Here is a 26,215-nt window from a genome sequence, read left to right as displayed (position 1 = left end):
CAACAAAATCCCCCAAAACATTTCCAAGCCGTCCGATTATATCCGTTTTTGAAATCCCCCGGCTACAACAAAATCAGCCATTATCATGGGATAGACACCCATAGATAATGACTGATTTTTTCTAGGCTATTCGTACTCTATCGTGGCAGGTGGCTTACCGGTGATGTCATACAGTACGCGGTTAACTCCCGGTACTTCATTGACAATCTTAGTCGATACCTCACCTAACACGGCCCAAGGAACTTCTGCAAACTCAGCAGTCATGCCATCAACACTAGTCACGGCACGAATGACAATTGCTTCATCATAAGTACGTCCGTCTCCCATGACACCAACACTGTGAATGCCTGGCAGTGCAGTAAAGTATTGCCAAACGGTTTGATCCAACCCGGCCTTAGCGAATTCTGCACGTAAAATCGCGTCGGATTCCCGCACCAATGTCAACTTTTCGGGCGTTACTTCTCCCAGCGTCCGAATAGCAAGGCCTGGACCAGGAAACGGTTGGCGCCATACAAGGTCATGTGGCATACCCAGCTGTTCACCTAACTCACGGACTTCGTCTTTGAATAATTTATTCAATGGTTCAATCAATTTAAATTTAAGGTCCTCTGGTAGTCCGCCCACATTATGGTGTGACTTAATTGTCTGTGCCGTATCGGTACCGGACTCAATCACATCTGTGTAAAGCGTGCCCTGCGCTAAAAACTCTACGCCATCTAACTTACGGGCCTCTTCACTAAACACATCAATAAATTCTTTACCGATGATTTTACGTTTGCGCTCAGGATTGAAAACGCCTTTTAAAGCTCCCAAGAATCTGTCACTGGCATTCACAGCAACAATATTGACGCCAAACTTACCGTTAAGACTGTCGAGCACTTGTTGCGCTTCATCCTTGCGTAGCAGCCCATGGTCGACAAAAACCGCAGTTAATTGATCACCGATAGCCTCATGTAAAAGGACAGCGACAACGCTGGAATCAACACCACCTGAAAGACCCAACAATACTTTTTTATCACCAACAGTTTGGCGAATGTTAGCAATTTGCAGATCAATGAAATCACGCATGGTCCAGTTAGCTTTGGCACCAGCTACATCGAAAACAAAATGTCGTAAAATATCATTACCATTTTCTGTCAAACGGACTTCGGGATGAAATTGCAATCCGTAAAATCCCCGTTCAACATCCTGCATGGCGGCTGTTGGGCAGTTGGCACCGGTCCCAATTTGCTCAAAACCTTCTGGCACAGTTTTGACGTAATCACCATGACTCATCAAAACTTCTTGATCTGCCGCCATTCCCTTAAACAAAGGTGAATTGGTGTTAGTAATGTGCATTTCTGACTGACCGTAGTCGCCGTTATCTTCAGCTGGCGCAACAACACCACCGGTTAAGTCTTTCGCCATTAACTGCATTCCGTAACAAATACCGAGAATCGGCAAACCCATCTCATAAATTGCAGGGTCAACCGTTAAGGCACCCTCGCCATAAACACTATTCGGTCCACCAGAAAAGATTACAGCCTTAGGATTCATGGCCGCAAGCTCAGTGGCTGAAATTGTGTGTGGTTTTAATTCTGAATACACACCGAATTCACGAATTCGTCGTGTAATCAGTTGATTATATTGACTACCAAAATCTAATACAATCACCCGATCAAATTTAGTTTGGTCCACTGTTTGCATGTTTTTCTCCATTTTTAAATAGTTAACTAATCTAATTACGCTTGTAGTTTGGTGCAACCTTTGTGATTTGAATGTCGTGTGGATGTGATTCGATCAATCCGGCATTAGTGATCTGAACAAACTGAGCCTTTTCAATCAAATCATCAACAGTATGCGCCCCAGTGTAGCCCATGCCTGACCGCAAACCACCGATCATCTGGAACAAAACATCAGCTACGGCACCTTTATAAGCCGTTCGGCCTTCAATACCTTCTGGCACAAGCTTTTTCTCTTCCTTAACACCACTTTGGAAATAGCGGTCTGAAGAACCGTGTTCCATGGCAGCTAAGGATCCCATGCCGCGGTAAGTCTTATACTTTTTGCCATCCTCAGCTGTAAAGACTTCACCAGGCGCTTCATCGGTGCCAGCCAACATGCTGCCTAGCATAACTGCGTTACCACCGGCAGCCAACGCCTTAACAATGTCACCAGAGTACTTGATGCCGCCGTCAGCGATAATTTGTTTGCCGTATTCGGCAGCAACCTGAGCGGCATCGAAAATGGCTGTAATTTGAGGGACACCCACACCAGCAACAACTCGTGTTGTACAGATCGAACCTGGTCCAATACCAACCTTGACCACGTCAACACCAGCATCAAACAAAGCTCGGGTACCAGCAGCCGTCGCAACGTTCCCGGCAATTAATGTTTGGTCTGGATATTGCTCACGGATTTGCGCAATCTTATCCAGCACGCCTTTCGAATGACCATGTGCTGTGTCGATGATAATTGCGTCAGCACCAGCGCTAAACAGTGCTTCTGCGCGTTCAAAGGTATCTGCTGTAACACCAACAGCGGCTGCGACCAGCAAACGACCTTGAGCATCGACAGCGGCCTCAGGTGTGGCAGTAGTATCAACTGTTGTCGCTTTAACTTTGCTAACTTCGGCAGCTTGGTCATCCTTACTCATATTTTTATGAATAACCCCTAAACCACCCTGTTGTGCCATCACTGTTGCAAGGCGTGCTTCGGTCACCGTATCCATACTGGCACTTAAAATTGGGATATTCAGCTTCAAGTTTTTTCCAAGTTGTGTATGCAATTCAACCTGATTTGGTAAAACATCACTTGCTGCAGGAATCAGCAGTACATCATCAAACGTTAATCCCTGTTTGGCAAATTTCTCGTTCCAGTTGGTCATGGTGAACAATTCCTCCTAATGAAATAAATTGTTACTAATTTATCAGGTTCAGCCTATTGTCGTCAACAGCCAGACCCGAACGATAGATTATATTTTGCTGTGAATCGTCAAGAGACGTTCGTCAAACTGATAAACAAGGCTTTCTGAGTCAAGACTTGCCCGTTATTTCCGTACAAAAAAAGCACTCACTCCTGAATATCTTTCAAGAATGAGTGCTTAATCATGAATTACTTAAGTGCTTTAGCAGCTTCTTTAGTTAAAGAAGTGAACGCACGTGGGTCGTTAACAGCCAAGTCGGCTAACATCTTACGGTTCATTTCAACGTTAGCTTCCTTTAAACCATGCATCAACTTGCTGTAGCTCATGTCATTTTGACGAGCAGCGGCATTGATCCGAGCGATCCAGAGCTTACGGAAGTTACGCTTCGTGTTCTTACGGTCACGGTAAGCATATTGCCATGACTTCCAAACTTGTTGCTTAGCAACCTTAAATTGAATATGCTTTGGGCCACGGTAACCCTTAGCTAATTTGATCATCTTACGGCGACGTTGCCGTGTAACACTTCCACCTTTAACACGCATAATTGCATCCTCCAATAATTGACCAAGTCTGGTCAGATTCCTGTTTAAAAACTACTTGGTCAACAATAACTTCTTGTATGTCTTAACCGTAGTTGCGTTCATCATTTTAGTTCCACGTAATTGGCGACGTTGCTTCTTCGTCTTACCGTGGAAACGGTGACTTGTGTAAGCGTTGGCACCAATGAAGCCGCCCTTTGCAGATTGTTTGAACCGCTTAGCAGCGGCACGGTTTGTCTTTTGCTTTGGCATAAGAATGTCCTCCTAAATATTGATAACTATTTTTCTGGTTTTGGTGACAGTACTAAGAACATACTTCTACCATCCATCTTAGCTTGTTGTTGAACGTCAGCTACTTCTTTAGTTGCAGCTGCCATTTTGTTCAACACGTCGCGGCCGATTTCTTTATGCGTGATTGCACGACCCCTAAACCGAATTGAAACACGCACTTTGTTACCCTTTGACAGGAACTTTTCTGCATTCTTCAATTTAGTGTTGAAGTCATTCTCGTCAATCGTCGGACTAAGACGAATTTCTTTCATTTCGACCGTCTTTTGATTCTTACGAGCTTCACGCTGCTTCTTTTGTAACTCGAAGCGGTACTTTCCATAATCCATGATTCTGGCAACTGGTGGCTTTGCCTTAGGGGCAACCAGAACCAAATCTAAGTTTGCATCATCCGCAAGCTGTTGTGCTTCTCTGGTCTGCTTAACCCCGAGCTGGTCACCATTAGCGGCAATCAACCGAACCTCGCGGGCGCGGATTGCGTTATTTACCAAAGTATCTTGAGCTATGGTATTCACCTCCATAAAATTCTAAACGAATCAACAATGGTGAGATTTAAACAGAAAAATAGCGGATGGCCATCGCCACCCGCTGTCCGCACTGAAACAGTACGGTTCAACTCATCTTTAGCCCGGCAACAAAATTACCAAGGCGAGAAGCGGGTGCTTCTGCTTTTCTCAACAGTTAATAAGTTTACAGGAGCTACTTGGCTTTGTCAAGCGTATTCGAGTCTGCTCTTTCACTAGCAGCTTCCTGTGGTAGAACCAAGTTTAACACAATTCCTAAAATCGTAGCAAACGCTAATCCAGTGAACTGAAAATTGCCTAATTGCAGATAGGCATTACCAATTCCAATGACCATCACGGACGAGGCAATCATCAAATTCCGTTTCTTGCCCAGATCTACATGATGATCAATCATCACAGAAACGCCGCTTGTCGCAATCGTACCAAATAGCAAGAAGCTGATGCCACCAATCACTGGTAGCGGCATGGCCATAATCAAGACATTCAGTTTGTTAATGAAGGCAAAAATAATTGCAAACATGGCAGCACCCATTAACACATAAACACTATGCACCTTAGTAATTGCCATCACGCCGATATTTTCACCGTAACTGGTAACTGCCGGTCCACCAATCAGTCCCGCAACGATAGAAGCCGTGCCATCCCCAGCGAGCGTTCTGTTTAGACCGGGATCCTTGAAGAAATTTCTGTGTGTAAGATTATCCAGCACCATAATGTGGCCCATATGCTCCGTCATTGTAACAAACGCAATGGGTGCAATGGTCACAATCGCGCCCCATTCCAAGTGAAAATGATAGGTTAATCCAGGCACCTGAAATTTAGGCAACTTAAACCATGGCGCCACAGCAATCGTATGTAGATCAACGATGCCAGCAAATACACTGATCAAGTAACCACACACAATCGCCAACAACACAGGAATTAAGCCCAATGATCCCTTTAAAAACATGTTAAAGAAAATTGCCAACAATAATGTGGTCATCGCAATTGCAAAGTATTCCAAGTTATAATGACCGTTTTTCATCATTGCATCTGTCGCGGCACTGCCGGCTAAAGAGAGGCCAATGACCATGACGATCGGCCCGACAACAATTGGCGGTAATACCTTATCAACCCAATCAGATCCAATCATGCCGATCAGTAATGCGACAATGAGATACACAGCTCCGACCGCCACAACACCCTGCCCAATGCCTGGATACCCCGTGGTCTTCATTAAGGCGAGCATTGGTGTAATAAACGCAAAACTCGATCCCATGTAAGCCGGAATCTTTCGCTGGGTGATCATAATATGTAACAGCGTACCTACCCCAGATGAAAATAAAGCAATGCTTGGACTAAGACCAACCAGTAACGGCACAATAACAGTTGAGCCAAACATTGAAAACATGTGTTGAATCGATAAGCCTACCCATGGCCAGAATTTAGGCCGATCATGGATATCCAACACTGCAGCGTCATCGTGAAATTCTTTTTGCGTCATTTAAAACGCTCCCTTCCTCACTTCACGCGAACCCGTCCCGGCCTAAACGTTTGATCATCCAAATGAAAAAGACCACTCACCCGGAAGGCAAGTGGTCTGGTTTACGTGTGAAGATGTACTAGAATTGCACAAATCGCGCTATTCTAAACGTCACAACAGCCGTTGCCTTGTTAGCCTCACAGGACTACATTAAAGGTTCATCATGTTGAGTAAATCATAAACAACTTCAATCGATCGGTCAAGTAAATTAGTCTAGCGATACCGCCGTAACACGTTTGTCGTGCACTTCGAAAACTTTATCAGCTGCTTTCAATAATGACCTGTTATAACTATGCGTAATGTAAATAAAACCAATGTTCAACCTGAATAGACGCTTCTCGATTGTTTCAGCTGTTTTATGATCTAGCCCACTAGACAATTCGTCAAAAGTAGATTGTAAAATTAATCCGAACGCTGTTCGGACAAAAAAGATCAGCTTCCTTTAAAATGGTGTTTACAACAAACCCATCTTTTAGGAGCTGATCTTTTGTCTAGTATAACCTATTCCGAACGAATTAAAATCGAAACCTTTTGTGAACTAGGGCTGTCCAATATCCAAATGGGCGTTCGGCTGAACCGATCACCGTCAACAATTTCTTATGAATTATCTCGATGTCAACCTTATCAGGCTGAATTAGCACAAACAGATGCCGAATACAAGCGATCACGATGTGGTCGGAAAACTAAGCTGAGCGATGAGTTAAAGCAAACAATTCTCAACCATTTACATCTAAGCTGGTCACCAGGAATGATTGCTCACGAATTTAAACTAGCGACTAAATCTATTTATAATTGGCTAAATCAGGGGAGAATTGGTTTCTCCTTGAATGATCTACCTGAACATGGCGTACGCCAACGGCGTAACGTTGACCAACGATCCAAATATAATCAATCTTTGGGGCGATCGATTGAACAGCGTCCCATGATGATTAATCAACGTAATCGCATCGGTGATTTTGAACTAGATACCGTCGTTGGCCCTCGTGGGCATAGTAAGGCAGTTTTATTAACTTTAATCGATCGCAAATCACGGTTCCTTTGGGCATATCGGTTAAAGGACCGAACGACAGCGAGTGTTAATGAAGCACTGACTAAGTTCCTAACAACTTTTAATGGACCGGTGCACAGTTTTACTGTGGACCGTGGTACTGAGTTTAGTGGGCTAGTATCATTTGAATCACAATATGGTATTAAGACCTATTACTGTCATGCTTATACGCCAGCTGAACGTGGTAGTAATGAACGCTTTAATCGGAATTTACGTTATTTTTATCCTAAGGGGACTCGTTTTGAGCACATTAGTGCTCAAGATTTAACGACAACGTTACTCCAAATTAACCAGAGACCGCTTAAAATACTTGACTGGAAAACACCGTATCAGGTTATGCTGACCAATTTGTCCAAAAATTCGGATTAAATTTGCAATCTACCAAAAATCATAAACCGTTTGTGCGTTAATAAATTGCGAGCTAAGCCGATACGTTGTCTTTCACCGCCGGACAACGGTCCACCTTGAGTATGAAGAATCATGCTCAACCAAGTATTAGTGTGAGCGTGTCCATCAACCGTTTGCAGTTCAGCCCTGTTTAACGCATCGATAAGCTCTCGATCAGTGTATTGATCACTAAACATCGTTAAATTATCTCTAACTGTACCGTCAAAAATGAACGTTTGCTGGTTTTGATAGCCAATCATCTTAGCAATGTCCGCGGACCGACCAACGATTGGTGAGCGACCATCAACAAAAATCGAACCAGCCAACAATGGTTGGTAGCCAAACAGAGCGTTGATTAATGTGGATTTCCCAGACCCACTATCACCAATAATGATGACCTTATCTGATTGGTTGATCTGTAAGTTAACGTCTTTTAGTAGTGGCCTTGTACCTTTATCTGCCCCGCCAATCGTAGCGTGAACATAATCAATGAACACGTCGTTCCGCTCTGGCAACTGAGCAGGTCTTTCATTATTCTGAGGAACCTCTTCAATAACCAAACGTAGTTGTTGATAAGCCCGTTGACCACCGAAAAAATCAGAAAAAACATCTGCCGCCGTTTCCAATGGAAATGAAATTTGCACCGATAATTGCGTAAAAGTCATAAACGCCGCTAACGTTAGACTGTGATTCAAAATAAAGTAACCACCAACGACCCAAGTACCAAAGTAAACTAAATCTCCACAAAACTGTGAAATACCGCTGACAACCTTACGCACTAAAATATCGTGATTCTCGCTAACCTTTACATCCGTTGATATGGACGCGTGCATGTTGATAAAGACATGCTCACGGCCAAAATTCTTAATTGTTGTTAAACCAGAAAACCAGTTTGTAATCGCACTGGTATAACGATCTAGGTTGTTTAGCACCGGCAGTTTAGCACGTTTTAATTGTCGCTGTGTTATAAGTGGTAATAATATTGCTGGAACATCGAGACTAATAACAATCAATGTCAGCCGTACATCCACTATCACACCGAGCAATATGCCTAAAACAAACTGCATGACTAACGATAAACCAAGCAGAAAATTATTGACGTAGCTCTGCTCAACGACATCTAACTTACTCGTCAGCAGTGCCACTTTTTCGCCAACCTTGCGCCGGTCACCAAAATCCACCGTTAACATCAACCGTTCAAATATCTGCCATCTCAAATGACACATTGCACCATTGGTTACCTTACCCTTAAGATAACCACCAATTACGTTTACTAATGCAATAAACGCCGTACATAATAAAGTGATCGTCACAACCTGGCCAAAGGACATATTGATTTTACGCGTCATATAAGCCGTTAAAAAAGCAATAATTAACGTGTAGGCCGTTGTCACAATCGCATGTATTATCGTCACCAAGAAAAAGAGACTAAATAACTTTTTTTGAGGTTTAACCAATACTTGCCACATTTCAATTTCTCCCTATAAAAATCATCTATGAATACATTCAGAGATTAAATGGCGAAATTTAGCTGCGTCAAATGGTCAAAAAATTAAATTATAGATTCGTTCGTTTCTGTGGCCATTCATCATCACACAACCGAATTTTGTCCATTTATTACAGGAGAAACTTACATTTAGGCTTTCGCTTCCTTAACATGTGTATCTTCGCTAGACAGACTGTCTTGCATGCAATCTGTTTAGCGAAATATTAGAATAGTATTAGAATATTACAAATCAATAGGTAAAAGGTAGATTGCAAATTTAATCCGAATTTTTGGACAAATTGGTCAGCATAACCTGATACGGTGTTTTCCAGTCAAGTATTTTAAGCGGTCTCTGGTTAATTTGGAGTAACGTCGTCGTTAAATCTTGAGCACTAATGTGCTCAAAACGAGTCCCCTTAGGATAAAAATAACGTAAATTCCGATTAAAGCGTTCATTACTACCACGTTCAGCTGGCGTATAAGCATGACAGTAATAGGTCTTAATACCATATTGTGATTCAAATGATACTAGCCCACTAAACTCAGTACCACGGTCCACAGTAAAACTGTGCACCGGTCCATTAAAAGTTGTTAGGAACTTAGTCAGTGCTTCATTAACACTCGCTGTCGTTCGGTCCTTTAACCGATATGCCCAAAGGAACCGTGATTTGCGATCGATTAAAGTTAATAAAACTGCCTTACTATGCCCACGAGGGCCAACGACGGTATCTAGTTCAAAATCACCGATGCGATTACGTTGATTAATCATCATGGGACGCTGTTCAATCGATCGCCCCAAAGATTGATTATATTTGGATCGTTGGTCAACGTTACGCCGTTGGCGTACGCCATGTTCAGGTAGATCATTCAAGGAGAAACCAATTCTCCCCTGATTTAGCCAATTATAAATAGATTTAGTCGCTAGTTTAAATTCGTGAGCAATCATTCCTGGTGACCAGCTTAGATGTAAATGGTTGAGAATTGTTTGCTTTAACTCATCGCTCAGCTTAGTTTTCCGACCACATCGTGATCGCTTGTATTCGGCATCTGTTTGTGCTAATTCAGCCTGATAAGGTTGACATCGAGATAATTCATAAGAAATTGTTGACGGTGATCGGTTCAGCCGAACGCCCATTTGGATATTGGACAGCCCTAGTTCACAAAAGGTTTCGATTTTAATTCGTTCGGAATAGGTTATACTAGACAAAAGATCAGCTCCTAAAAGATGGGTTTGTTGTAAACACCATTTTAAAGGAAGCTGATCTTTTTTGTCCGAACAGCGTTCGGATTAATTTTACAATCTACTAAAACAATATAAAATGTTCAAATCACAAAAATAAGCGCCGCCAGATTAACATGGCGACACTTATTGAAACTTAATTGTAATTAATTTTCACGAGAATACGAAGCGATATCGTTCAGAACATCACTCAGGAAGTCCTTACTTGCTTCACTTGTAGATTCATCATGACCGTAACGACGAACAGAAACAGTGTCGTCTTGCTTTTCCTTATCACCAACAACTAACGTGTAAGGAATCTTATGCTTTTGGGCATCACGAATCTTGAAGTTCATCTTTTCATTACGAGCATCGACCGTTACGCGCACACCGGCAGCTGCTAATTGTTTGCGTAGCTTTTCAGCGTAATCGCCTTGATGTTCTTCACTAACTGGAATGATAGATACCTGATGAGGAGCTAACCAAGTTGGGAAAGCACCCTTGTACATTTCTGTTAAGTAGGCGGTGAAACGTTCCATCGTTGAAACCAATCCGCGGTGAATCATAACAGGTTGATGTTCTTCACCATCGGCACCGACATAATGAAGGTCAAAACGATCAGGCAACATGAAGTCCAACTGGATGGTAGACAATGTCTCTTCATTGCCCAAGGCTGTCTTAGTTTGTACATCCAACTTAGGGCCATAAAAGGCTGCTTCGCCTTCAGCTTCAACGTAGTCAAGGCCAAGATCATCCATGGCACCCTTCAACATCTTCTGAGCCTTTTCCCACATTTCGTCGTTGGCAAAGTACTTTTCGGTGTTCTTAGGGTCACGGTAGCTCAAACGGAATGAGTAATCCTTAATGTCAAAGTCTGCGTACACTTCAACCATTAAGTTCAAAATACGTTTGAATTCATCCTGAATTTGATCAGGGGCAACGAATGTGTGACCATCGTTCAATGTCATTTCACGGACACGTTGTAAACCGGATAACGCACCGGACTTTTCATAACGGTGCATCATGCCTAATTCGGCAATCCGCAATGGTAATTCACGATAAGAACGAATGTGATGTTTGTAAATTTGAATATGGCTTGGGCAGTTCATTGGACGCAGTTCCAACATTTCGCCATCACCCATGTCCATTGGTGGGAACATGTCCTCACGATAGTGTTCCCAGTGACCAGATGTCTTATAAGCATCCAAGTTCATGAGAACTGGTGTGTAAACATGTTCATAACCATGTTGAATTTCCTTGTCAATAATGTAACGTTCAATGGTACGACGAATTGTTGCACCATTTGGCATCCAGTATGGCAGACCCGCACCGACTTTAGGATCAACAAAGAACAAATCCAAGTCGTTACCAATCACACGGTGATCACGTTCACGAGCTTCCTTACGGCGAACATCGTCAGCATCCATGTCTTTTTGGTTGAAGAAGGCCGTTCCGTAAACCCGTTGCAACATTGGGTTAGATGACTTTCCTTCCCAGTACGCGCCGGCAACAGATAGCAACTTAAAGATCTTGACGTTACCAGTTGATGGCATTTGAACACCATCACTTAAATCAACGAAATCACCCTGACGGTAAACAGCAACCTGACCATCATTGACAGCAGCCGCTTGTTTAACTAATTGTGTTTGGTAAGGGTCCCCATCAACCAATTTAAGCGCATCAGCCTCAGCTAATACTTCACGGGAAATTGGTAAATTGGCCTTCACAATCTCCTTCATTTTAGCTTCAATGGCTGGCAAGTCATCAGAACTAACTTGGTGATCGGCATTGTCCGTATCAAACGAAAAACCGTCATCACTGGCCTCACCCTGACCAAAATGCATTTCTGGATAGAGCTGGTGAAGTGCGTTAGCTAATACTTGAGATGCAGTGTGGCGAAGTACAGTCAAACCTTCTGGTGTATCTTTCGTGACAATTTCGATCTTGCCATCTTCTGTTAACGGTGCCTCGTAATCAACTAACTCACCGTTAAGCTTTCCGGCTACAGCCTTTTTAGCAAGGCTAATGCTGATTGACTTAGCAACATCTGCCGTCGTTGAGCCATTGGCAAACGGCTTAACAGCGCCGTCTGGAAACGTAATCTTAATATCTGCCATTCTGCTTTTCCTCCTTGAAATTACACCTTGCAGTTCTGCTTATTTATGACATGAAACAAAAAAACGTCCCTAACCGCAGTCGCGGTCAGGGACGTCGTTAACGTTGTTCCACCCAAAATTCACAGTTAGAGCATATCGCGCTCAATAACTGCCTCTAGTGACCAATAACGCGGTCAATCGGTCCAGCTTGATCACCGAACGCTTGAATCAGGGGTAACACCACTTAACACCTGCACCCTTTCACCACCGGATGCTCTCTAAGAGGTTTGTTAACTGACATCATATCTGATTGGTTTACAGAACTTATTAAACCACAAAATAACCGCTTGTCAATCACTAGACGATAAAATGACTGACAAAAATCAACAATAAGAATTAATGATTGACATTTAAGATGCCCATGAAGCCGATGAAGACAAAGAACAAAACGTACATTAACGGATGAACTTCACGACCACGTTTGGCAGCAATCATTGTAATTGGATAAGTGATGACACCCAGCGCTAATCCGTCTGAAATACTGTACGTCAATGGCATGCCCAAGACAATTAAAAACGAAGGAATCGCAATTTCCATCTTTGTCCAATTGATTCGTGCCAACGACTGCGCCATCAGTACGCCAACAATAATAAGTGCAGGCGCTGTCACCTGACTAGTCACAACCGTCAGAAGTGGAGAAAAGGTAGATTGCAAATTTAATCCGAATTTTTGGACAAATTTGTCAGCATAACCTGATACGGTGTTTGCCAGTCGAGTATTTTAAGCGGTCGCTGGTTAATTTGGAGTAACGTCGTCGTTAAATCTTGAGCACTAATGTGTTCAAAACGAGTCCCTTTAGGATAAAAATAACGTAAATTCCGATTAAAGCGTTCATTACTACCACGTTCAGCTGGCGTATAAGCATGGCAGTAATAGGTCTTAATACCATATTGTGATTCAAGTGATACTAGCCCACTAAACTCAGTGCCACGGTCCACAGTAAAGCTGTGCACCGGACCATTAAAAGTGGTTAGGAACTTAGTTAGTGCTTCATTAACAGTCACTGTCGTCCGATCTTTTAACCGGTATGCCCAAAGGAACCGTGATTTTCGATCGATTAAAGTTAATAAAACTGCCTTACTATGCCCACGAGGACCAACGACTGTATCTAGTTCAAAATCGCCGATGCGATTACGTTGATTAATCATCATGGGACGCTGTTCAATTGATCGCCCCAAAGATTGATTATATTTGGATCGTTGGTCAACGTTACGCCGTTGGCGTACGCCATGTTCAGGTAGATCATTCAAGGAGAAATCAATTCTCTCCTGATTTAGCCAATTATAAATAGATTTAGTAGCTAGTTTAAATTCGTGAGCAATCATTCCTGGTGACCAGCTTAGACGTAAATGGTTGAGAATTTTTTGCTTTAACTCATCGCTCAGCTTAGTTTTCCGACCACATCGTGATCGCTTGTATTCGGCATCTGTTTGTGCTAATTCAGCCTGATAAGGTTGACATCGAGATAATTCATAAGAAATTGTTGACGGTGATCGGTTCAGCCGAACGCCCATTTGGATATTGGACAGCCCTAGTTCACAAAAGGTTTCGATTTTAATTCGTTCGGAATAGGTTATACTAGACAAAAGATCAGCTCCTAAAAGATGGGTTTGTGGTAAACACCATTTTAAAGGAAGCTGATCTTTTTTGTCCGAACAGCGTTCGGATTAATTTTACAATCTACCAAAAGAACATTCCAAGAACAAACAAAATACCAGTTGTGATGGCAGTTAGACCACTTCGTCCACCAACAGCAATCCCAGCCGATGATTCAACGTACGCACCAACCGGTGATGTACCTAACACAGAACCTGCCAGCATCGCTGTAGAATCAGACATCAACGCTTTACCAACTCGTGGCATTTCGTTGTTTTTCATAAAGCCCGCCTGCTGGGCAAGCCCCACCAACGTACCCGCCGTATCAAAGAAGGTTACTAACAGGAATGTCAACACAACCACCCACATTTGAACGGAATTAATATCACCAATATGCTTAATGCCAACGCCAAATGTTGGTGCTAAACTCGGCGCACCAGCAACCAACTGATGTGGCATCGGAATCAGTTTCGTTATGAGTCCAACAATTGCAGTGGCCGCCATCCCGATAAAAATACCACCAGGGACACGCATGACCATTAAAATCGACGTTAGGATGAGGCCAAAAATCGTTAGCCAAGTTGTCGCTGTTGAAAATGATCCTAAACCCACCACAGTTGATTTGTTGGCGGCAATCAAGCCACCATCGTGTAGCCCAATAAAAGCAATAAACAGACCAATACCACTCGAAATCGCATACTTTAAATCCGATGGAATCGCATTAATAATCATTTCACGAAGCTTAAAGATTGTGATTACCAGGAAAATCAGCGAAGCTACAAACACTCCAGCCATTGCCGTCTGCCATGGAACTTTCATTCCGATAACAACTGAGTAAGCAAAAAATGCATTAATGCCCAGTGCCGGAGCGGTCGCAATTGGGTAACGTGCTAGAACTCCCATCAGAATACAGCCGATGGCACTAGCCAATGCCGTTGCCATAAACACGGCCCCTTTATCCACACCCGCGGCTCCTAAAACGCTCGGGTTCACAAACATGATGTATGCCATTGAAATAAAAGTTGTGAATCCTGCCAGCATTTCTCGAGGAACAGTCGTGTGCAATTCATCCAACATAAAATAATGATTCAATTTTTCAATCACGAGTACAGGCTCCCTTAGATAATTATTCCTAAAATTCACGTAACGGCCGTTAGTGATTGTTCGGATATGGTTCATTGAAGAACGAGTAATATCGTATCATTTTTATTATTAAATGTAAAACACGAACATATTTTATTTAAAGTCGAACTTTATCTGCAAAATGTAGCATGAATTCCATTAAAAGCTGAACTTTCTTATGATTTTGAGTTGAAATCGCGCCAAATTCCTAAAGTGAACCTCTTTTAACCGTTATTTATGATTGTTGCAAACAAAAAAAGCTGTGACATAAGTTTATTTGGAACGAATAATGTGAGCCATATCGCGCTCCAAAGTCCTTAGAATTCCGCTTAACCCAAAACTGACCCATTCCCAAAGTTCAGGAATAGGTCAGTTTTATGTTAGTGCCCGTTTTCAAGTCGGACTTATGTCACAGCTACTCTTAAAATATTTATTGCGGCCGACGGTTTGGTCCCTGAATCACGACTTCGTGGCTTAGGAAACGAATGCGCTGCATTAACCGCGCAGCCTTAACTTCTTCTTTTTCACCACGCTGATTAATTGATAAATGCTGATCTGACAACTGTTGCATAGAAAAGTTTGAACTGAAGAAAGTGGGCAATTCCTCTTGCATTCGATACTCTAAAACAACGCCTAACACTTCGTCGCGAACCCATGAGCTCATCGAATCCGCGCCAATATCATCAATCATCAAGATTGGTGCCTGTTTAATAGCATCAACCTTTTCGGCAACATTATTTTTACCAATCGAATTTTTCATTTCCACAGCAAAACTGGGAAAGTGAACTAACGTTGACTGATATCCCAATGTAGCGAGTTCATTGGCAATAGCACCGAGCAAAAATGTTTTACCGACTCCAAAATTGCCGTAAAAGTACAGACCTTGATGGAATTCATGTGGCTTTTGTGAATAGTCAGCTACAAATTGCATCGCTTGCCGCAAGGCTTTAGCACGCTGCTCCTCTTCACCGTCCACGTTGTAATCACCAAACGACGCTTGTTCAATCATTTTCGGCATGGAGACTGCGTGAACGCGCTTCTTAAGTATTGATCGTTTTTGGGCAAGTAGCGTGTCTTCCGTGGGTTCGTAGGTCACTTCCACATAATGATCACTGACCACTAATTTCGGTTCGTAACCAGGTGCAAAAACTTGGTGACCGGCACGTAATTTATCACGCTGGCTCACATACTCGTACAATTTGGACCCGTTTCGTTCCAGCACATCATCTGCCAACTCATCTTGATGATCCTTAATAAATGTTTGTACATCGGGATCATTAATCGCATTTGCAATCAGCCGTTGGTAATCAGAGTTCAGATTCTGACGATTAAGTAAATCGCGCATTGATTTTCCTAAGTCCTGCATGATTATTGATCCTCCTGATTCTTTTTAGCCTGATTTAAACGTTGCCGTAATTTTTGAATTTCATTAGCGTCATCTTCAGAAGCAGCCACTTCTGAAGTTGGTGTCTGTGACTGAGCGTTCCAATCCGTCAATTGTTCTCGAGACTTAGGAGCTCGCCCATTTTGACGTTGAATTCGTTGCGATTCCTGTTCTTCCTTGTAGTTTCGCATGTGATCAATTGCTTGCTCTGGCGTCTGCACCTTAGCCTTGGCCCAGTCATTGGCGACTCGATCAACATCATTAAGATAAAGAACGTTTTTATCCCGATCACTAATGAGATAGTAAATTAGCATATTCACAACGCTTGGCGCAAACAAGTGTCGATCCATGAATTTAGCCAAAACGCGTTGTTCACCATCACTAACATACTGATTCTTTTCAGTCTTTAAACTGGCCAAAAAATCAGCTGGCGCATATGCCTTAACGGCCACCACCAATGCCTTAATTTGTGCCTGATCCTGATTATCACCGGTTGTTGTCACCGGTTGTTCCTGGGCATCAGGATCGTTTGAATTCACAGGATTGTCCACAGCCTGAGTCGTTTGAAATTGAGCAGCAACGACTTGTTTGAAACGGTTAGCATCAAACTGATTTGTTGTCACGCTCGTCGCCTGAACAATGAAGTTGGCTAAGCTTCGCTCATTTAACCCATACATTGTCGCTTCGGTAGCAATTAAATCACGTTGATTCATTACCGAATCCAACTCAACGTACTCTCGTTTTAAATAATCGCTTAGCAGTTTGAAGTCAACCTGAACCAAACTAGACTCACGCTCGATGCGATGATTATCGGACTGAACCGACAACTGCGCTGGTCGGTTAGTCAATTGAGCATCACTCATATGAAATACGGATAAAAAATTAGCTGATACATTTTTCATCTGACTTACGTTAACCGTTTTCTGTTCAAATTTTGCCAACAGTTCATCATACCGTGTTTGACCAACAGATTGTAAAAGCAAGACACTGAGTAAATCATCAGCAAAAAACGCAGTCGCCGAAAGTGGCGACTGCAGTTGATAAGCGTAAACATCCCCTAGTGCGTCTTGCTGGTAAAAACTATCCAATAAGCCGGCCGCTTCCAATCGCTTACGGGCAGACAGAAAATGATCCAAATCCAATCGCAACCAGGTCAACAGCTCACTGTGTTGACGACGATTAGACAACTGGGGGTGCTGGCTAGCAAACGTAGTCAACCCTGTATATAAGCCAAACGCAGTAACACCCAATATCGGTGCGTACAACGTTTGCCAACTCAACAGATGCTGTTCATCACGAGGTGGCAGTGTAACCACAAATCCTGACCGCGGTGTTAAAGTTGGTGCAACATTCATGACTGACACTCCCTTCTTGTATTCAGCAATTAACGTTTATCCGAGCGCTTGTCCCGCTCAACCATTTCTTTCATTTCATCCAAAAAGACACTCATGTCCTTAAACTGACGATAGACGCTGGCAAATCGAATATATGCAATCTCATCAACATCAGCCAACTCGTTCATAACGTACTCACCAATCAGTTGACTAGAAATTTCGTTTTCGCCCAATGCGCGGACCTTTGACTCGACTTTATCAACTACGGTATTCATTTGCTGCATGGTAACCGGTCGTTTTTCTGCAGAGCGAATAATTCCGCGAAGAATCTTCTCGCGACTAAACTCTTCACGGGTGCCATCTTTTTTAATGACCAATAATGGGGCTACTTCAACCCGTTCAAACGTTGTAAATCGAAAACCACATTTTTCGCACTCGCGTCGTCGACGAATCGCCTGACCCTCTGCGGTCGGACGACTATCAACAACGCGGGTATCGTTATGGTGACACCGTGGACATTGCATAGCCTGTCTGTGCTCCTTTAATCAATACTAAATCGTTTTAATCCGCAGTCTGACGGACTTTGTCAAGCAAGTTTACCACTTGTAGACGGGTCTCTTCAAGTTGTTGGGAATTATCGATGACCACATCTGCCTTGGCAACTTTGTTAGCCAAGGATAATTGACTTTCAATTCGTTCATTCGCCTCTGCTAACGACAGGTTATCACGTGCCATCAACCGAGCTTGTTGAATCTTAAGTGGGACACTGACCACCACAATCAGGTCAACGTCCTTTTCATAATGTTGTTCTAGGAGCAATGGCGCATCCAAGACAACAACGGGCGTGTTTCGATTCCTAGAACGATCAATTCGCGACCGAATTACTTTTCGGATAACGGGTTGAACAATTGCATTAAGTTCAGCTAACTTGTCGTCATCATTAAAGACTAGGTTGCCTAATTTATGACGATCTAACTGACCCGTTGCTGTCAAAACCGTATCGCCAAATGTACTAACGATATCTGCCAAGGCGGTCGTATTAGGCGCCACCACCTCGTGAGCGATTTTATCCGCATCAATAATTGGAATGCCTGCCGTTGCAAACATCTTAGAAACTGTCGATTTGCCACTGGCGATGCCGCCAGTTAGTCCAATTACCGTTGTCACTTAGAAGTCTCCTTAGTCGCTGCTGCAGAACGTGCCTTGGAAGCAGCTATCTTCACAACACGTAATTTTTGTTCTTTGGGACAAAAAGTGGTGCCCCGCTCACCAACTTTAATTTTCACCATTGTGGTGCCACACCGTTCGCAAGGTTCACCGCCGTGACCATATGCATGAAGTTCATTTTGGAATTCTCCCGCATGTCCAAACGCACTGTACGTGAACACTGTCGTACCGTGATGTTCGATTGCCAATTGCAATTCATCAAAAATACTTAACCGTAATCGTTTGATTTGCGCAGTGGTCACTGTATTTGCCGGTTGTTCCGGATGAATTTTACTGAGCCACAGCACTTCATCACAGTAAATGTTGCCCAACCCTGCAATGTTGCTTTGATCCAGCAGCCAAGTCTTGATTGCTTTACGACTCTTTGCCATTTTAGCAACTAAATACGCCACGCTTAAGGTTTCCGGTGTGGGCTCTGGCCCCAACGTTTTTAGCCCACCGACCGTGTCTTCATCACCAGTATGAATCACAACCATGCGCCCAAATTTACGTGTATCGTTGTAACACAATAACTGACCATCACTTAAATGAAAAACAACATGGGTGTGTTTATCCCTTGGCGTGTCGGCCGGTGCCCCAAAGTATTTGCCTTCCATTCGCAAATGAGAAACCATCGTCAGCCCGCCATCGAAGCGGAACAACAAATACTTGCCACGCCGATCGACTCGGGTAACTGTCCGCCCGGTCAACAGCGTCACAAAAGCGTCGGCACCGTTTAACACCATCTTCGGGTAATAAACGTCAATTCCAGTAATCGTTTTTCCAACAACCATCCGCGTTAGCCCACGACGAACCGTTTCAACCTCAGGTAATTCTGGCATCATTCATGCCTCCATTTTGAAATTCAAGCTTACGATAAATCGTTATTTCGCATCATACCAAGTAGAACCGTGAGCACTCTCAACTTTTAACGGAATGTCCAAACTAACAGCTGAATCCATAATGCTTGGAACTAATTTTTCAAGAATCGGAATCTCTTCCTTGGGTGCTTCAAAGACCAGCTCATCATGAATCTGCAGCAACATAGTAGCCTTTAAATCGTGATCAGTTAATGCCTTCTGCATTTGAATCATAGCAATCTTAATAATATCCGCTGCTGATCCCTGAATTGGCGTATTCATCGCTGTCCGTGCTGCAAATGAACGGCGGTTAAAGCTCTTCGCATTGATATCAGGCAAATACCGGCGGCGATGCGTGATTGTCTCCACGTAGCCCTGCTTCTTTGCCTGTTCAACAACGTCTTCTGTATATTTTTTAACATCTGGATATTCGCGGAAATAAGTATCAATAAATTGTTTTGCCTGAGGACGGGAAATTCCCAGATTTTGTGATAATCCATAATCACTAATTCCGTAAACAATCCCAAAGTTTGTTGCCTTGGCCTGCCGCCGCATTAACGGCGTCACCTCATCGTTAGAAGTCAATCCAAAAATTCGGCGAGCTGTTGCCGCATGAATATCTTCGTCTTCCCGGAAGGCTTCTTGCAAGTTTGCATCCCCTGTAATGTGAGCCAACACACGCAATTCAACTTGTGAATAGTCTGAAGAAAAGATTTCCCAACCATCATGACTTGGCACAAACGCCTTCCGAATTTCACGTCCTTGCTGGGTTTGAATCGGAATGTTTTGTAAATTCGGGTCAACTGAAGATAAGCGACCTGTCTGCGTCAAAGTTTGTAAATAGCGCGTGTGCACCTTGTGATCATGACTGTGGACGACTTTTAACAGTCCCTCAATATAGGTCGACTGCAGCTTAGACAAGCCACGGTAAGCCAAGATATTTTCCACAATTGGCGCTTGAGAAGCCAGTTGTTCTAAGACATCAACTGAAGTTGAATAACCCGTCTTAGTCTTTTTGATCACTGGCAACTTCATTTTTTCAAACAAAATTTGGCCCAATTGCTTGGTCGAATTGATGTTAAACTCTTCTCCAGCTTCGTTGTAAATGGTCTGCTTCAGCGATGACAATTGTTCTTTGAACTTTTCTCGCATATTGGTCAATTGGTCAGTATCTACATAAACACCGGCAATTTCCATGTCCGCCAGTACAAACGTTAGCGGCAATTCAATGTTGACGTATAAATCACGCTGCTCATTTTGATCGAGTTCTTTAAACAGCTCTTCATGGAGATTTTGAATGGCCAATGCCTTCCGCGACAAATGGTCGAAGAATTGTTCATCATCGTCAGGAATCGCCCGTTTGGCACCTTTGCCGTAAACGGCTTCATCTGTTTCAACCTGGTCGTAACCATGTTGTTGTGCCAAGCTACCTAAATCATTTGAATTATCATTCGTATCCAGCAAGTAAGAGACGAGTAACAAATCGAAATCAACACCAACAAGTTTGACTCCGAGACGGTGTAGACCTACATACTGAGCTTTAGCATTAAAGACGTTCTTTTCAATATTGCCATTTTCCATCAATTTCTTAATCTGTGCAGATTGAAGCAGATCGACTTCTCGACTAACCAATGTTTGTTTGCCATCAGTCATCACAAAACCAGCAAATGCGCTGAGATGATAATTTTCATCAGGCATTTCCAAAATAAAACTAACTTCATCAGTAAAATTGTCAACCAAGTTTAGATTATCTTTGGTTAATTCAGTCCAACTGACAGTATCTAAAGCTGTGCTGGTTTCATCGTCGCCTAAATCCAAAGAAAGACCGGCATTCTGCAACTGTTTCAGGAAATTGTTAAAGTCCATCTGTTGATAGAAGGCAATCAATTTGTCAATATCAGGACCGTTATAATCGATATCATCCAAATGAATTGCCAACGGCGCATTGGTGCGAATCGTCGCCAAATCTTTGCTCATCAAGGCCTGATCATGATCCTCAATCAAGTGATCTTTCATCTTGCTCTGTTTAATATCATCTAGATGCTCGTAGACACCCTCAACGGAATCAAACTGCGTCAGTAACTTAATCGCCGTCTTCTCACCAACTTTGGTAACACCCGGATAATTATCGGAAGTGTCACCTGTGAGCCCCTTCATATCAATAATTTGTTTGGGTTCTAAACCGTACTTATCCTGAACGTGAGCAGGTGTGTAATATTCGATTTCACTAACACCTTTTTGCGTGATTGCCACCGTTGTTTGATCTGTTGCTAACTGAGTCAGATCACGGTCCCCAGTTACGATGATCACTTGATATCCGGCTGCTTCGCCTTCACGGGCCATGGTGCCGATAATGTCGTCGGCCTCCCAATCCTTGAGTTCATAACTCTTGATGCCATAACCGGTCAAAAGATCCCGTAAGTAAGGCATTTGCTCTGATAATTCTTCAGGTGTTTTAGATCGGCCACCTTTGTAGTCAGAAAATTTACCCGTTCTAAAAGTTGTTTTACCCGCGTCAAATGCCACTAATGCCTTATCTGGTTGAACTGCCTTAACTACTTTATCCAACATCGTTTTGAACGCGTAAATGGCGTTCGTATGTAAGCCATCATGGTTAGTAAATCGGTCCAATTGTTGGTGCAGTGCAAAGAAGGCACGAAAGGCCACACTGTTGCCGTCAATCAGTAATAGTTTTTTCTTTGTTGATAACGTTAATTGTTCGCTCATAAAGGCCGTCGCTTTCTTTGATTTTAATGATTCCATTTTAACAAATTAAGAGCCCTCACACCAATTTGAAGCAGAAGCGTAATTGAATGTTTAAGTGAGCTCGATGCTGATAATTATCGACTGATTTTGACTTTGCTGGCGTAGTCGCACCCCTTGTGGAAAAAATTCCACTTGTTCAAGAAACTCTGACAAACAAAAAGCCGTGCCGACAACAATGTCAACACGGTTTCTAGTTACGATTTATTCGAGCATTTTATTCACAAATATTAAAGCCCTGCTCATAGCATGATTTTAGTCATTCAGGTTTAATTAGTTGCGGTTGCTACCGTAGCCAAAAATCTGCAGGATGTAAATGAAAATGTTGATGAAGTCTAGGTACAACTGGAATGCACCCTGAACGGCTAGGCCACTTAACGAAATTTGATTGCCATACTGTTCGTAAATTTTACGCATCCGTTGTGTATCCCAAGCAGTCAAAACAACAAAGACAGCCACGATAACAAAACTAAAGATGAAACTGATAAAGGATGACCGTAAGAAGATATTAATCAAACTAACGATAATAATCCCAATCAGTGCAAACGTCGCTTGCGTCCCGATCTTAGTCAAATCGCGGTGTGTCGTTGAGCCATAAAAGGCCATTCCACCAAAGATAGCAGCTGATGCAAAGAACGCGGAGAAGATTGTCGCGCTCGCATATTGAAGGAAAATGCTGGACAGCATCAACCCGTTGATCGCCGCAAATCCAAACAACATTGTCAACCCTGCTGCTGCACTCCGGTTGGCCTTAAAGCTAGTGCCAATTACGAGTCCAAATTCAGCCACCACTAGAACGATTGGGAACCAGCGGTTAGCAGCAATAAAACTAAAGTATTGCTGTTGGAAAACAACGCCGGCAAGCACGGCAACGATTGCGGAAATCAGCACCGCTCCACCCATGTAACCGAAGACTTTACTCATGAAGGCTGATAAACCAGAAGCCTGTGAGTTCACCTCTCGGCGAGGTTGTTGATATTCATTGTTATTCACAAAAATCCCTCATTTCTTATTAATTAACTAATTGTCGTTTGACAAATACTGACTAATTCATGTTCAAGATGTATTCTAACAGATTTACCCAAACACGCAAGCGTTTTACCTGTGCAATGTGCAACTTTAGAATTCCTTATAGATAACTGTCCATCCCCTCTAGTTTTTTGACCACAAGACGCTTAAAATTATGTCTACCTTGTTTTATAAACTATTTAGTGTAAGGAGCCATTATGCCAGTCGAAAAACAACAGACGGTAAAACCCAGTCTGTTCTTAACACTTTTATTGGGCACGCTATCTGCGTTTGGCCCACTATCCCTAGATATGTATCTGCCTGCATTGCCCCAACTGCAGGCTAGTTTTCACACCAGTTCGGCCGCTATTCAAGCGAGTATCAGTGCCTGCCTCATTGGAATGGCTGTTGGTCAGTTAATTATTGGCCCGTGGAGTGATCGCGTTGGGCGGCGAAACCCCTTATTGATTGGGCTGGTTGTCTTCACACTCACGTCGGCGGCACTTATCTTTGTCCATAATATTGTGGTCTTTCTAGTTCTTCGCGTTATTCAAGGCCTTGCTGGTGCTGCTGGTCAGGTGTTATCGCGGGCAGTAGCCAGAGATCTTTTCTCTGGGCACCGATTAACGACTTTTTACGCCACATTAATGTCCATTAACGGAATTTTCCCAGTTATCGCCCCCATTTTAGGAGCTGTTCTAGTAAGTTTCTTCCCGTGGGAATCAGTGTTTGTGACATTAACAATTGTTGGCATTTTGCTTGTCATCGCCAGTGCCTTCGATCTGCCAGAGACAGCTACCAGCATCGGCGGGCCTGTTGAAAAGCTCGATTTCAAGAGCGTCTTTTCAAACGGACGTTTTATGCTCAATGCAAGTCTGTTAGCACTTGTGTACGGTGCCTTGTTTACATACATTGCGGATTCTTCGTTTATTTTTCAACAAGATTATCATCTAAGCACAACCGCTTTCAGTATTATCTACGCTATTAATGGTCTAGGAATCGCATTGGGAAGTAAAATTGTCGGCCGTGTTTCTGAATTCCTCAACGAGCACCAAATTGCCCAAGTTGGCTTCCTAGTCCCTCTAATCGGGTGTGCCATCCTAGTCATCAATGCATTAACAATTAATCAGCTCTGGCTGTTTGCATTCGCTTTGTGGTTTGTCGTTTCATCAGTTGGTTTCAATAGCACTATCACCACTGCTATTGCCATGGAAAGCACAACTAAAAACATTGGCACAGCCTCAGCAATCTTAGGTACTCTGTCTCAATTAGTCGGTGGTGTAGCCTCGCCGTTAGTTGGTTTATTTGGCTCCAACACTGCCTATCCAATGATTATTCTTATCTCAATTTTTGAAGCATTAGGATTGATTTTGCTACACTTTAGTCACTCAACAACTAGCAACAAGGATCTATAAAAAGACATGGACAAACAAAAATACCGTTACGAATTTAACTTCGCGACGGTATTTTTATGTTTAAGAATCGTCTTTAATCAACATTAACCATTATTCAAGCTCGTGTTACTCAGAAGCGTTTCATACTCACGTTCATACTTCTGAACGTCACCAGCCCCCATAAAGATGGCCACAGCGTCATGATAGTCCAGTAAAGGCGACATATTATTCAACGTCAGCACTTCGCCGCCCTTGGTAATTTTGGCTCCCAAATCAGCACTGGAGACATCCCCAGTCTTTTCACGGGCAGAACCAAAAATATTCGTCAGGTAAACTTTATCTGCCAAATTAAGGCTCTTGGCAAAATCATCCATCAACGCGATTGTCCGCGTAAACGTATGCGGCTGGAAGACAGCAATTAATTCCTTATCAGGATACTTTTGACGGGCAGCATCGATTGTTGCCTTGATTTCTGACGGATGATGAGCGTAATCATCGATGATTGTCATATCGGCAACTTTACGTTCTGAGAAACGCCGTTTGACACCCTGGAAAGAAAGCAATTCCTTACGTAAATCGTCCATGTCCACTTTTTCAAAATGAGCGACAGCGATAACGGCCAAACTGTTCAGCACATTGTGTTCACCAAACAACTGAATTTCAAAGTTTCCGATGAATTCATCATGGATATAAACATCAAAGTTTGAACCCTTCGTAGTGCGTTTAACATTACGAGCCTGAATGTCATCTGTATCGTTAACCCCGTAGTAATAAACTGGGACTTTAGCCGTAAGCTTGCGCAATTCAGGATCATCACCCCATGCGAAGATTGCCTTACCGACTTGACCAGCAAATGTTTCAAAAGCACTGTAAACATCGTCGATGCCCTTGTAATAATCTGGGTGATCAAAGTCAATATTCGTCATGATGGCATAATCTGGGTGATAAGCCAAGAAATGACGACGGTATTCATCAGCTTCAAAGACAAAGAAACGTGAGTTAGGCGTGCCTTTACCTGTACCATCACCAATCAAATAACTGGTTGGTGCAATACCACTCAAAACATGTGAAAGTAAACCAGTTGTGCTGGTCTTACCGTGTGCTCCGGCAATCCCAATACTTGTGTAACCCTTCATCAATTGGCCTAAAAATTCGTGATAACGAACCACTGTCAATCCCAATTCTTTGGCACGAACAATTTCCGGATGCGTATCAGGGAAAGCATTCCCCGCGATAACGGTTAAACCGGCATGCAAATTGTCTGGATTAAATCCATAAATCTTAATGCCAGCCTGTTCCAAAGGTCGTTGTGTAAAGGTGTACTGCTCAATGTCAGAGCCTTCAACACGGTCCCCACGATCATGTAAGATTAATGCCAACGAGGCCATTCCTGACCCTTTAATACCAACAAAGTAATAAGTTGTGTCTGTGTTATCCATGAATAATGGGCTCCTTAATATTACAAACTATCTAT

At 42.9% G+C, this 26,215-nt stretch carries 20 protein-coding genes, 2 pseudogenes and 1 other annotated feature; of the genes and pseudogenes, 2 read left to right on the top strand and 20 right to left on the bottom strand.

Annotated features, from left to right (window positions below):
- Positions 1 to 126: 126 nt before the first annotated feature.
- The 6 genes from guaA to ABUE36_RS06425 form a co-directional block, all read right to left on the bottom strand.
- A complete protein-coding gene (gene guaA / locus ABUE36_RS06450; protein ID WP_421017418.1) occupies positions 127 to 1,686 on the bottom strand; it encodes a glutamine-hydrolyzing GMP synthase in 1,560 nt (519 codons plus the stop codon).
- A 31-nt stretch (positions 1,687 to 1,717) separates the two neighbouring features.
- Positions 1,718 to 2,866 carry an IMP dehydrogenase gene (gene guaB / locus ABUE36_RS06445; RefSeq protein WP_421017417.1) on the bottom strand — a complete coding sequence of 383 codons (1,149 nt, stop codon included), beginning with the start codon at positions 2,864 to 2,866 and terminating at the stop codon, positions 1,718 to 1,720.
- Between the two features lie 227 nt (positions 2,867 to 3,093).
- The gene (gene rplT, locus ABUE36_RS06440; protein ID WP_017261697.1) at positions 3,094 to 3,447 is read right to left on the bottom strand and encodes a 50S ribosomal protein L20; all 354 of its coding nucleotides are present in this window, start codon (positions 3,445 to 3,447) and stop codon (positions 3,094 to 3,096) included.
- A 51-nt stretch (positions 3,448 to 3,498) separates the two neighbouring features.
- The gene (gene rpmI / locus ABUE36_RS06435) at positions 3,499 to 3,696 is read right to left on the bottom strand and encodes a 50S ribosomal protein L35 (protein WP_421017416.1); all 198 of its coding nucleotides are present in this window, start codon (positions 3,694 to 3,696) and stop codon (positions 3,499 to 3,501) included.
- A gap of 26 nt (positions 3,697 to 3,722) precedes the next feature.
- Positions 3,723 to 4,253, bottom strand: a complete 531-nt coding sequence (infC, locus tag ABUE36_RS06430; RefSeq protein WP_081495841.1) for a translation initiation factor IF-3 — start codon at positions 4,251 to 4,253, stop codon at positions 3,723 to 3,725.
- A gap of 32 nt (positions 4,254 to 4,285) precedes the next feature.
- Positions 4,286 to 4,409 (bottom strand) — a sequence feature (ribosomal protein L20 leader region).
- Between the two features lie 22 nt (positions 4,410 to 4,431).
- Positions 4,432 to 5,739, bottom strand: coding sequence for a uracil-xanthine permease family protein (locus ABUE36_RS06425; protein ID WP_421017415.1), 1,308 nt, complete (start codon positions 5,737 to 5,739; stop codon positions 4,432 to 4,434).
- A gap of 526 nt (positions 5,740 to 6,265) precedes the next feature.
- On the opposite strand from ABUE36_RS06425, the gene ABUE36_RS06420 reads away from it, so the two are divergent.
- Positions 6,266 to 7,195, top strand: a complete 930-nt coding sequence (locus ABUE36_RS06420; RefSeq protein WP_096109805.1) for an IS30-like element ISLpl1 family transposase — start codon at positions 6,266 to 6,268, stop codon at positions 7,193 to 7,195.
- Here the strand turns inward: ABUE36_RS06420 and ABUE36_RS06415 are convergent.
- The 13 genes and pseudogenes from ABUE36_RS06415 to ABUE36_RS06355 form a co-directional block, all read right to left on the bottom strand.
- Positions 7,192 to 8,682, bottom strand: a complete 1,491-nt coding sequence (locus ABUE36_RS06415) for an ABC transporter transmembrane domain-containing protein (protein ID WP_421017414.1) — start codon at positions 8,680 to 8,682, stop codon at positions 7,192 to 7,194. The two genes, ABUE36_RS06420 and ABUE36_RS06415, sit on opposite strands and share 4 nt — an antisense overlap.
- 294 nt (positions 8,683 to 8,976) lie before the next feature.
- Positions 8,977 to 9,906 (bottom strand): IS30-like element ISLpl1 family transposase, encoded by a 930-nt coding sequence (locus ABUE36_RS06410; protein ID WP_096109805.1) that lies wholly within the window; start codon positions 9,904 to 9,906, stop codon positions 8,977 to 8,979.
- A 179-nt stretch (positions 9,907 to 10,085) separates the two neighbouring features.
- Positions 10,086 to 12,035, bottom strand: a complete 1,950-nt coding sequence (thrS, locus tag ABUE36_RS06405) for a threonine--tRNA ligase (protein ID WP_421017413.1) — start codon at positions 12,033 to 12,035, stop codon at positions 10,086 to 10,088.
- A 375-nt stretch (positions 12,036 to 12,410) separates the two neighbouring features.
- Positions 12,411 to 12,716 (bottom strand): annotated as a pseudogene (locus ABUE36_RS06400) (NCS2 family permease); the annotation flags it as partial.
- A 14-nt stretch (positions 12,717 to 12,730) separates the two neighbouring features.
- A complete protein-coding gene (locus ABUE36_RS06395; protein ID WP_421016461.1) occupies positions 12,731 to 13,660 on the bottom strand; it encodes an IS30-like element ISLpl1 family transposase in 930 nt (309 codons plus the stop codon).
- Between the two features lie 100 nt (positions 13,661 to 13,760).
- Positions 13,761 to 14,747 (bottom strand): annotated as a pseudogene (locus tag ABUE36_RS06390) (NCS2 family permease); the annotation flags it as partial.
- A 475-nt stretch (positions 14,748 to 15,222) separates the two neighbouring features.
- A complete protein-coding gene (gene dnaI / locus ABUE36_RS06385) occupies positions 15,223 to 16,158 on the bottom strand; it encodes a primosomal protein DnaI (protein WP_421017412.1) in 936 nt (311 codons plus the stop codon).
- Between the two features lie 2 nt (positions 16,159 to 16,160).
- Entirely contained in the window at positions 16,161 to 17,531 is a 1,371-nt protein-coding gene (locus ABUE36_RS06380) for a DnaD domain protein (RefSeq protein WP_421017411.1), read from the bottom strand.
- Positions 17,532 to 17,560: 29 nt separating this feature from the next.
- Positions 17,561 to 18,034: a transcriptional regulator NrdR gene (gene nrdR / locus ABUE36_RS06375; RefSeq protein WP_017261688.1), complete on the bottom strand. Its 474-nt coding sequence runs from the start codon at positions 18,032 to 18,034 to the stop codon at positions 17,561 to 17,563.
- A 37-nt stretch (positions 18,035 to 18,071) separates the two neighbouring features.
- Positions 18,072 to 18,677: a dephospho-CoA kinase gene (gene coaE, locus ABUE36_RS06370; RefSeq protein ID WP_421017410.1), complete on the bottom strand. Its 606-nt coding sequence runs from the start codon at positions 18,675 to 18,677 to the stop codon at positions 18,072 to 18,074.
- Positions 18,674 to 19,558 carry a DNA-formamidopyrimidine glycosylase gene (gene mutM / locus ABUE36_RS06365; RefSeq protein WP_421017472.1) on the bottom strand — a complete coding sequence of 295 codons (885 nt, stop codon included), beginning with the start codon at positions 19,556 to 19,558 and terminating at the stop codon, positions 18,674 to 18,676. The genes coaE and mutM overlap by 4 nt, the downstream gene beginning before the upstream one ends.
- Positions 19,559 to 19,600: 42 nt before the next feature.
- Positions 19,601 to 22,303: a DNA polymerase I gene (gene polA / locus ABUE36_RS06360; RefSeq protein WP_421017409.1), complete on the bottom strand. Its 2,703-nt coding sequence runs from the start codon at positions 22,301 to 22,303 to the stop codon at positions 19,601 to 19,603.
- Positions 22,304 to 22,612: 309 nt separating this feature from the next.
- Positions 22,613 to 23,332, bottom strand: coding sequence for a Bax inhibitor-1 family protein (locus ABUE36_RS06355; protein WP_421017408.1), 720 nt, complete (start codon positions 23,330 to 23,332; stop codon positions 22,613 to 22,615).
- A 233-nt stretch (positions 23,333 to 23,565) separates the two neighbouring features.
- Between ABUE36_RS06355 and ABUE36_RS06350 the strand changes: the two genes are divergently transcribed.
- Positions 23,566 to 24,762: a multidrug effflux MFS transporter gene (locus tag ABUE36_RS06350; protein ID WP_421017407.1), complete on the top strand. Its 1,197-nt coding sequence runs from the start codon at positions 23,566 to 23,568 to the stop codon at positions 24,760 to 24,762.
- 83 nt (positions 24,763 to 24,845) lie between these two features.
- On the opposite strand, the gene murC is transcribed toward ABUE36_RS06350, so the two are convergent.
- The gene (gene murC / locus ABUE36_RS06345; RefSeq protein WP_017261682.1) at positions 24,846 to 26,180 is read right to left on the bottom strand and encodes a UDP-N-acetylmuramate--L-alanine ligase; all 1,335 of its coding nucleotides are present in this window, start codon (positions 26,178 to 26,180) and stop codon (positions 24,846 to 24,848) included.
- Positions 26,181 to 26,215 lie beyond the last annotated feature (35 nt).

Origin of the sequence: Furfurilactobacillus cerevisiae, assembly GCF_048961765.1 — a bacterium.
Lineage (GTDB): Bacteria > Bacillota > Bacilli > Lactobacillales > Lactobacillaceae > Furfurilactobacillus > Furfurilactobacillus milii_A.
Note: the sequence above shows the minus strand (reverse complement) of the source record. Positions and strands in the feature narration are given on the sequence as shown.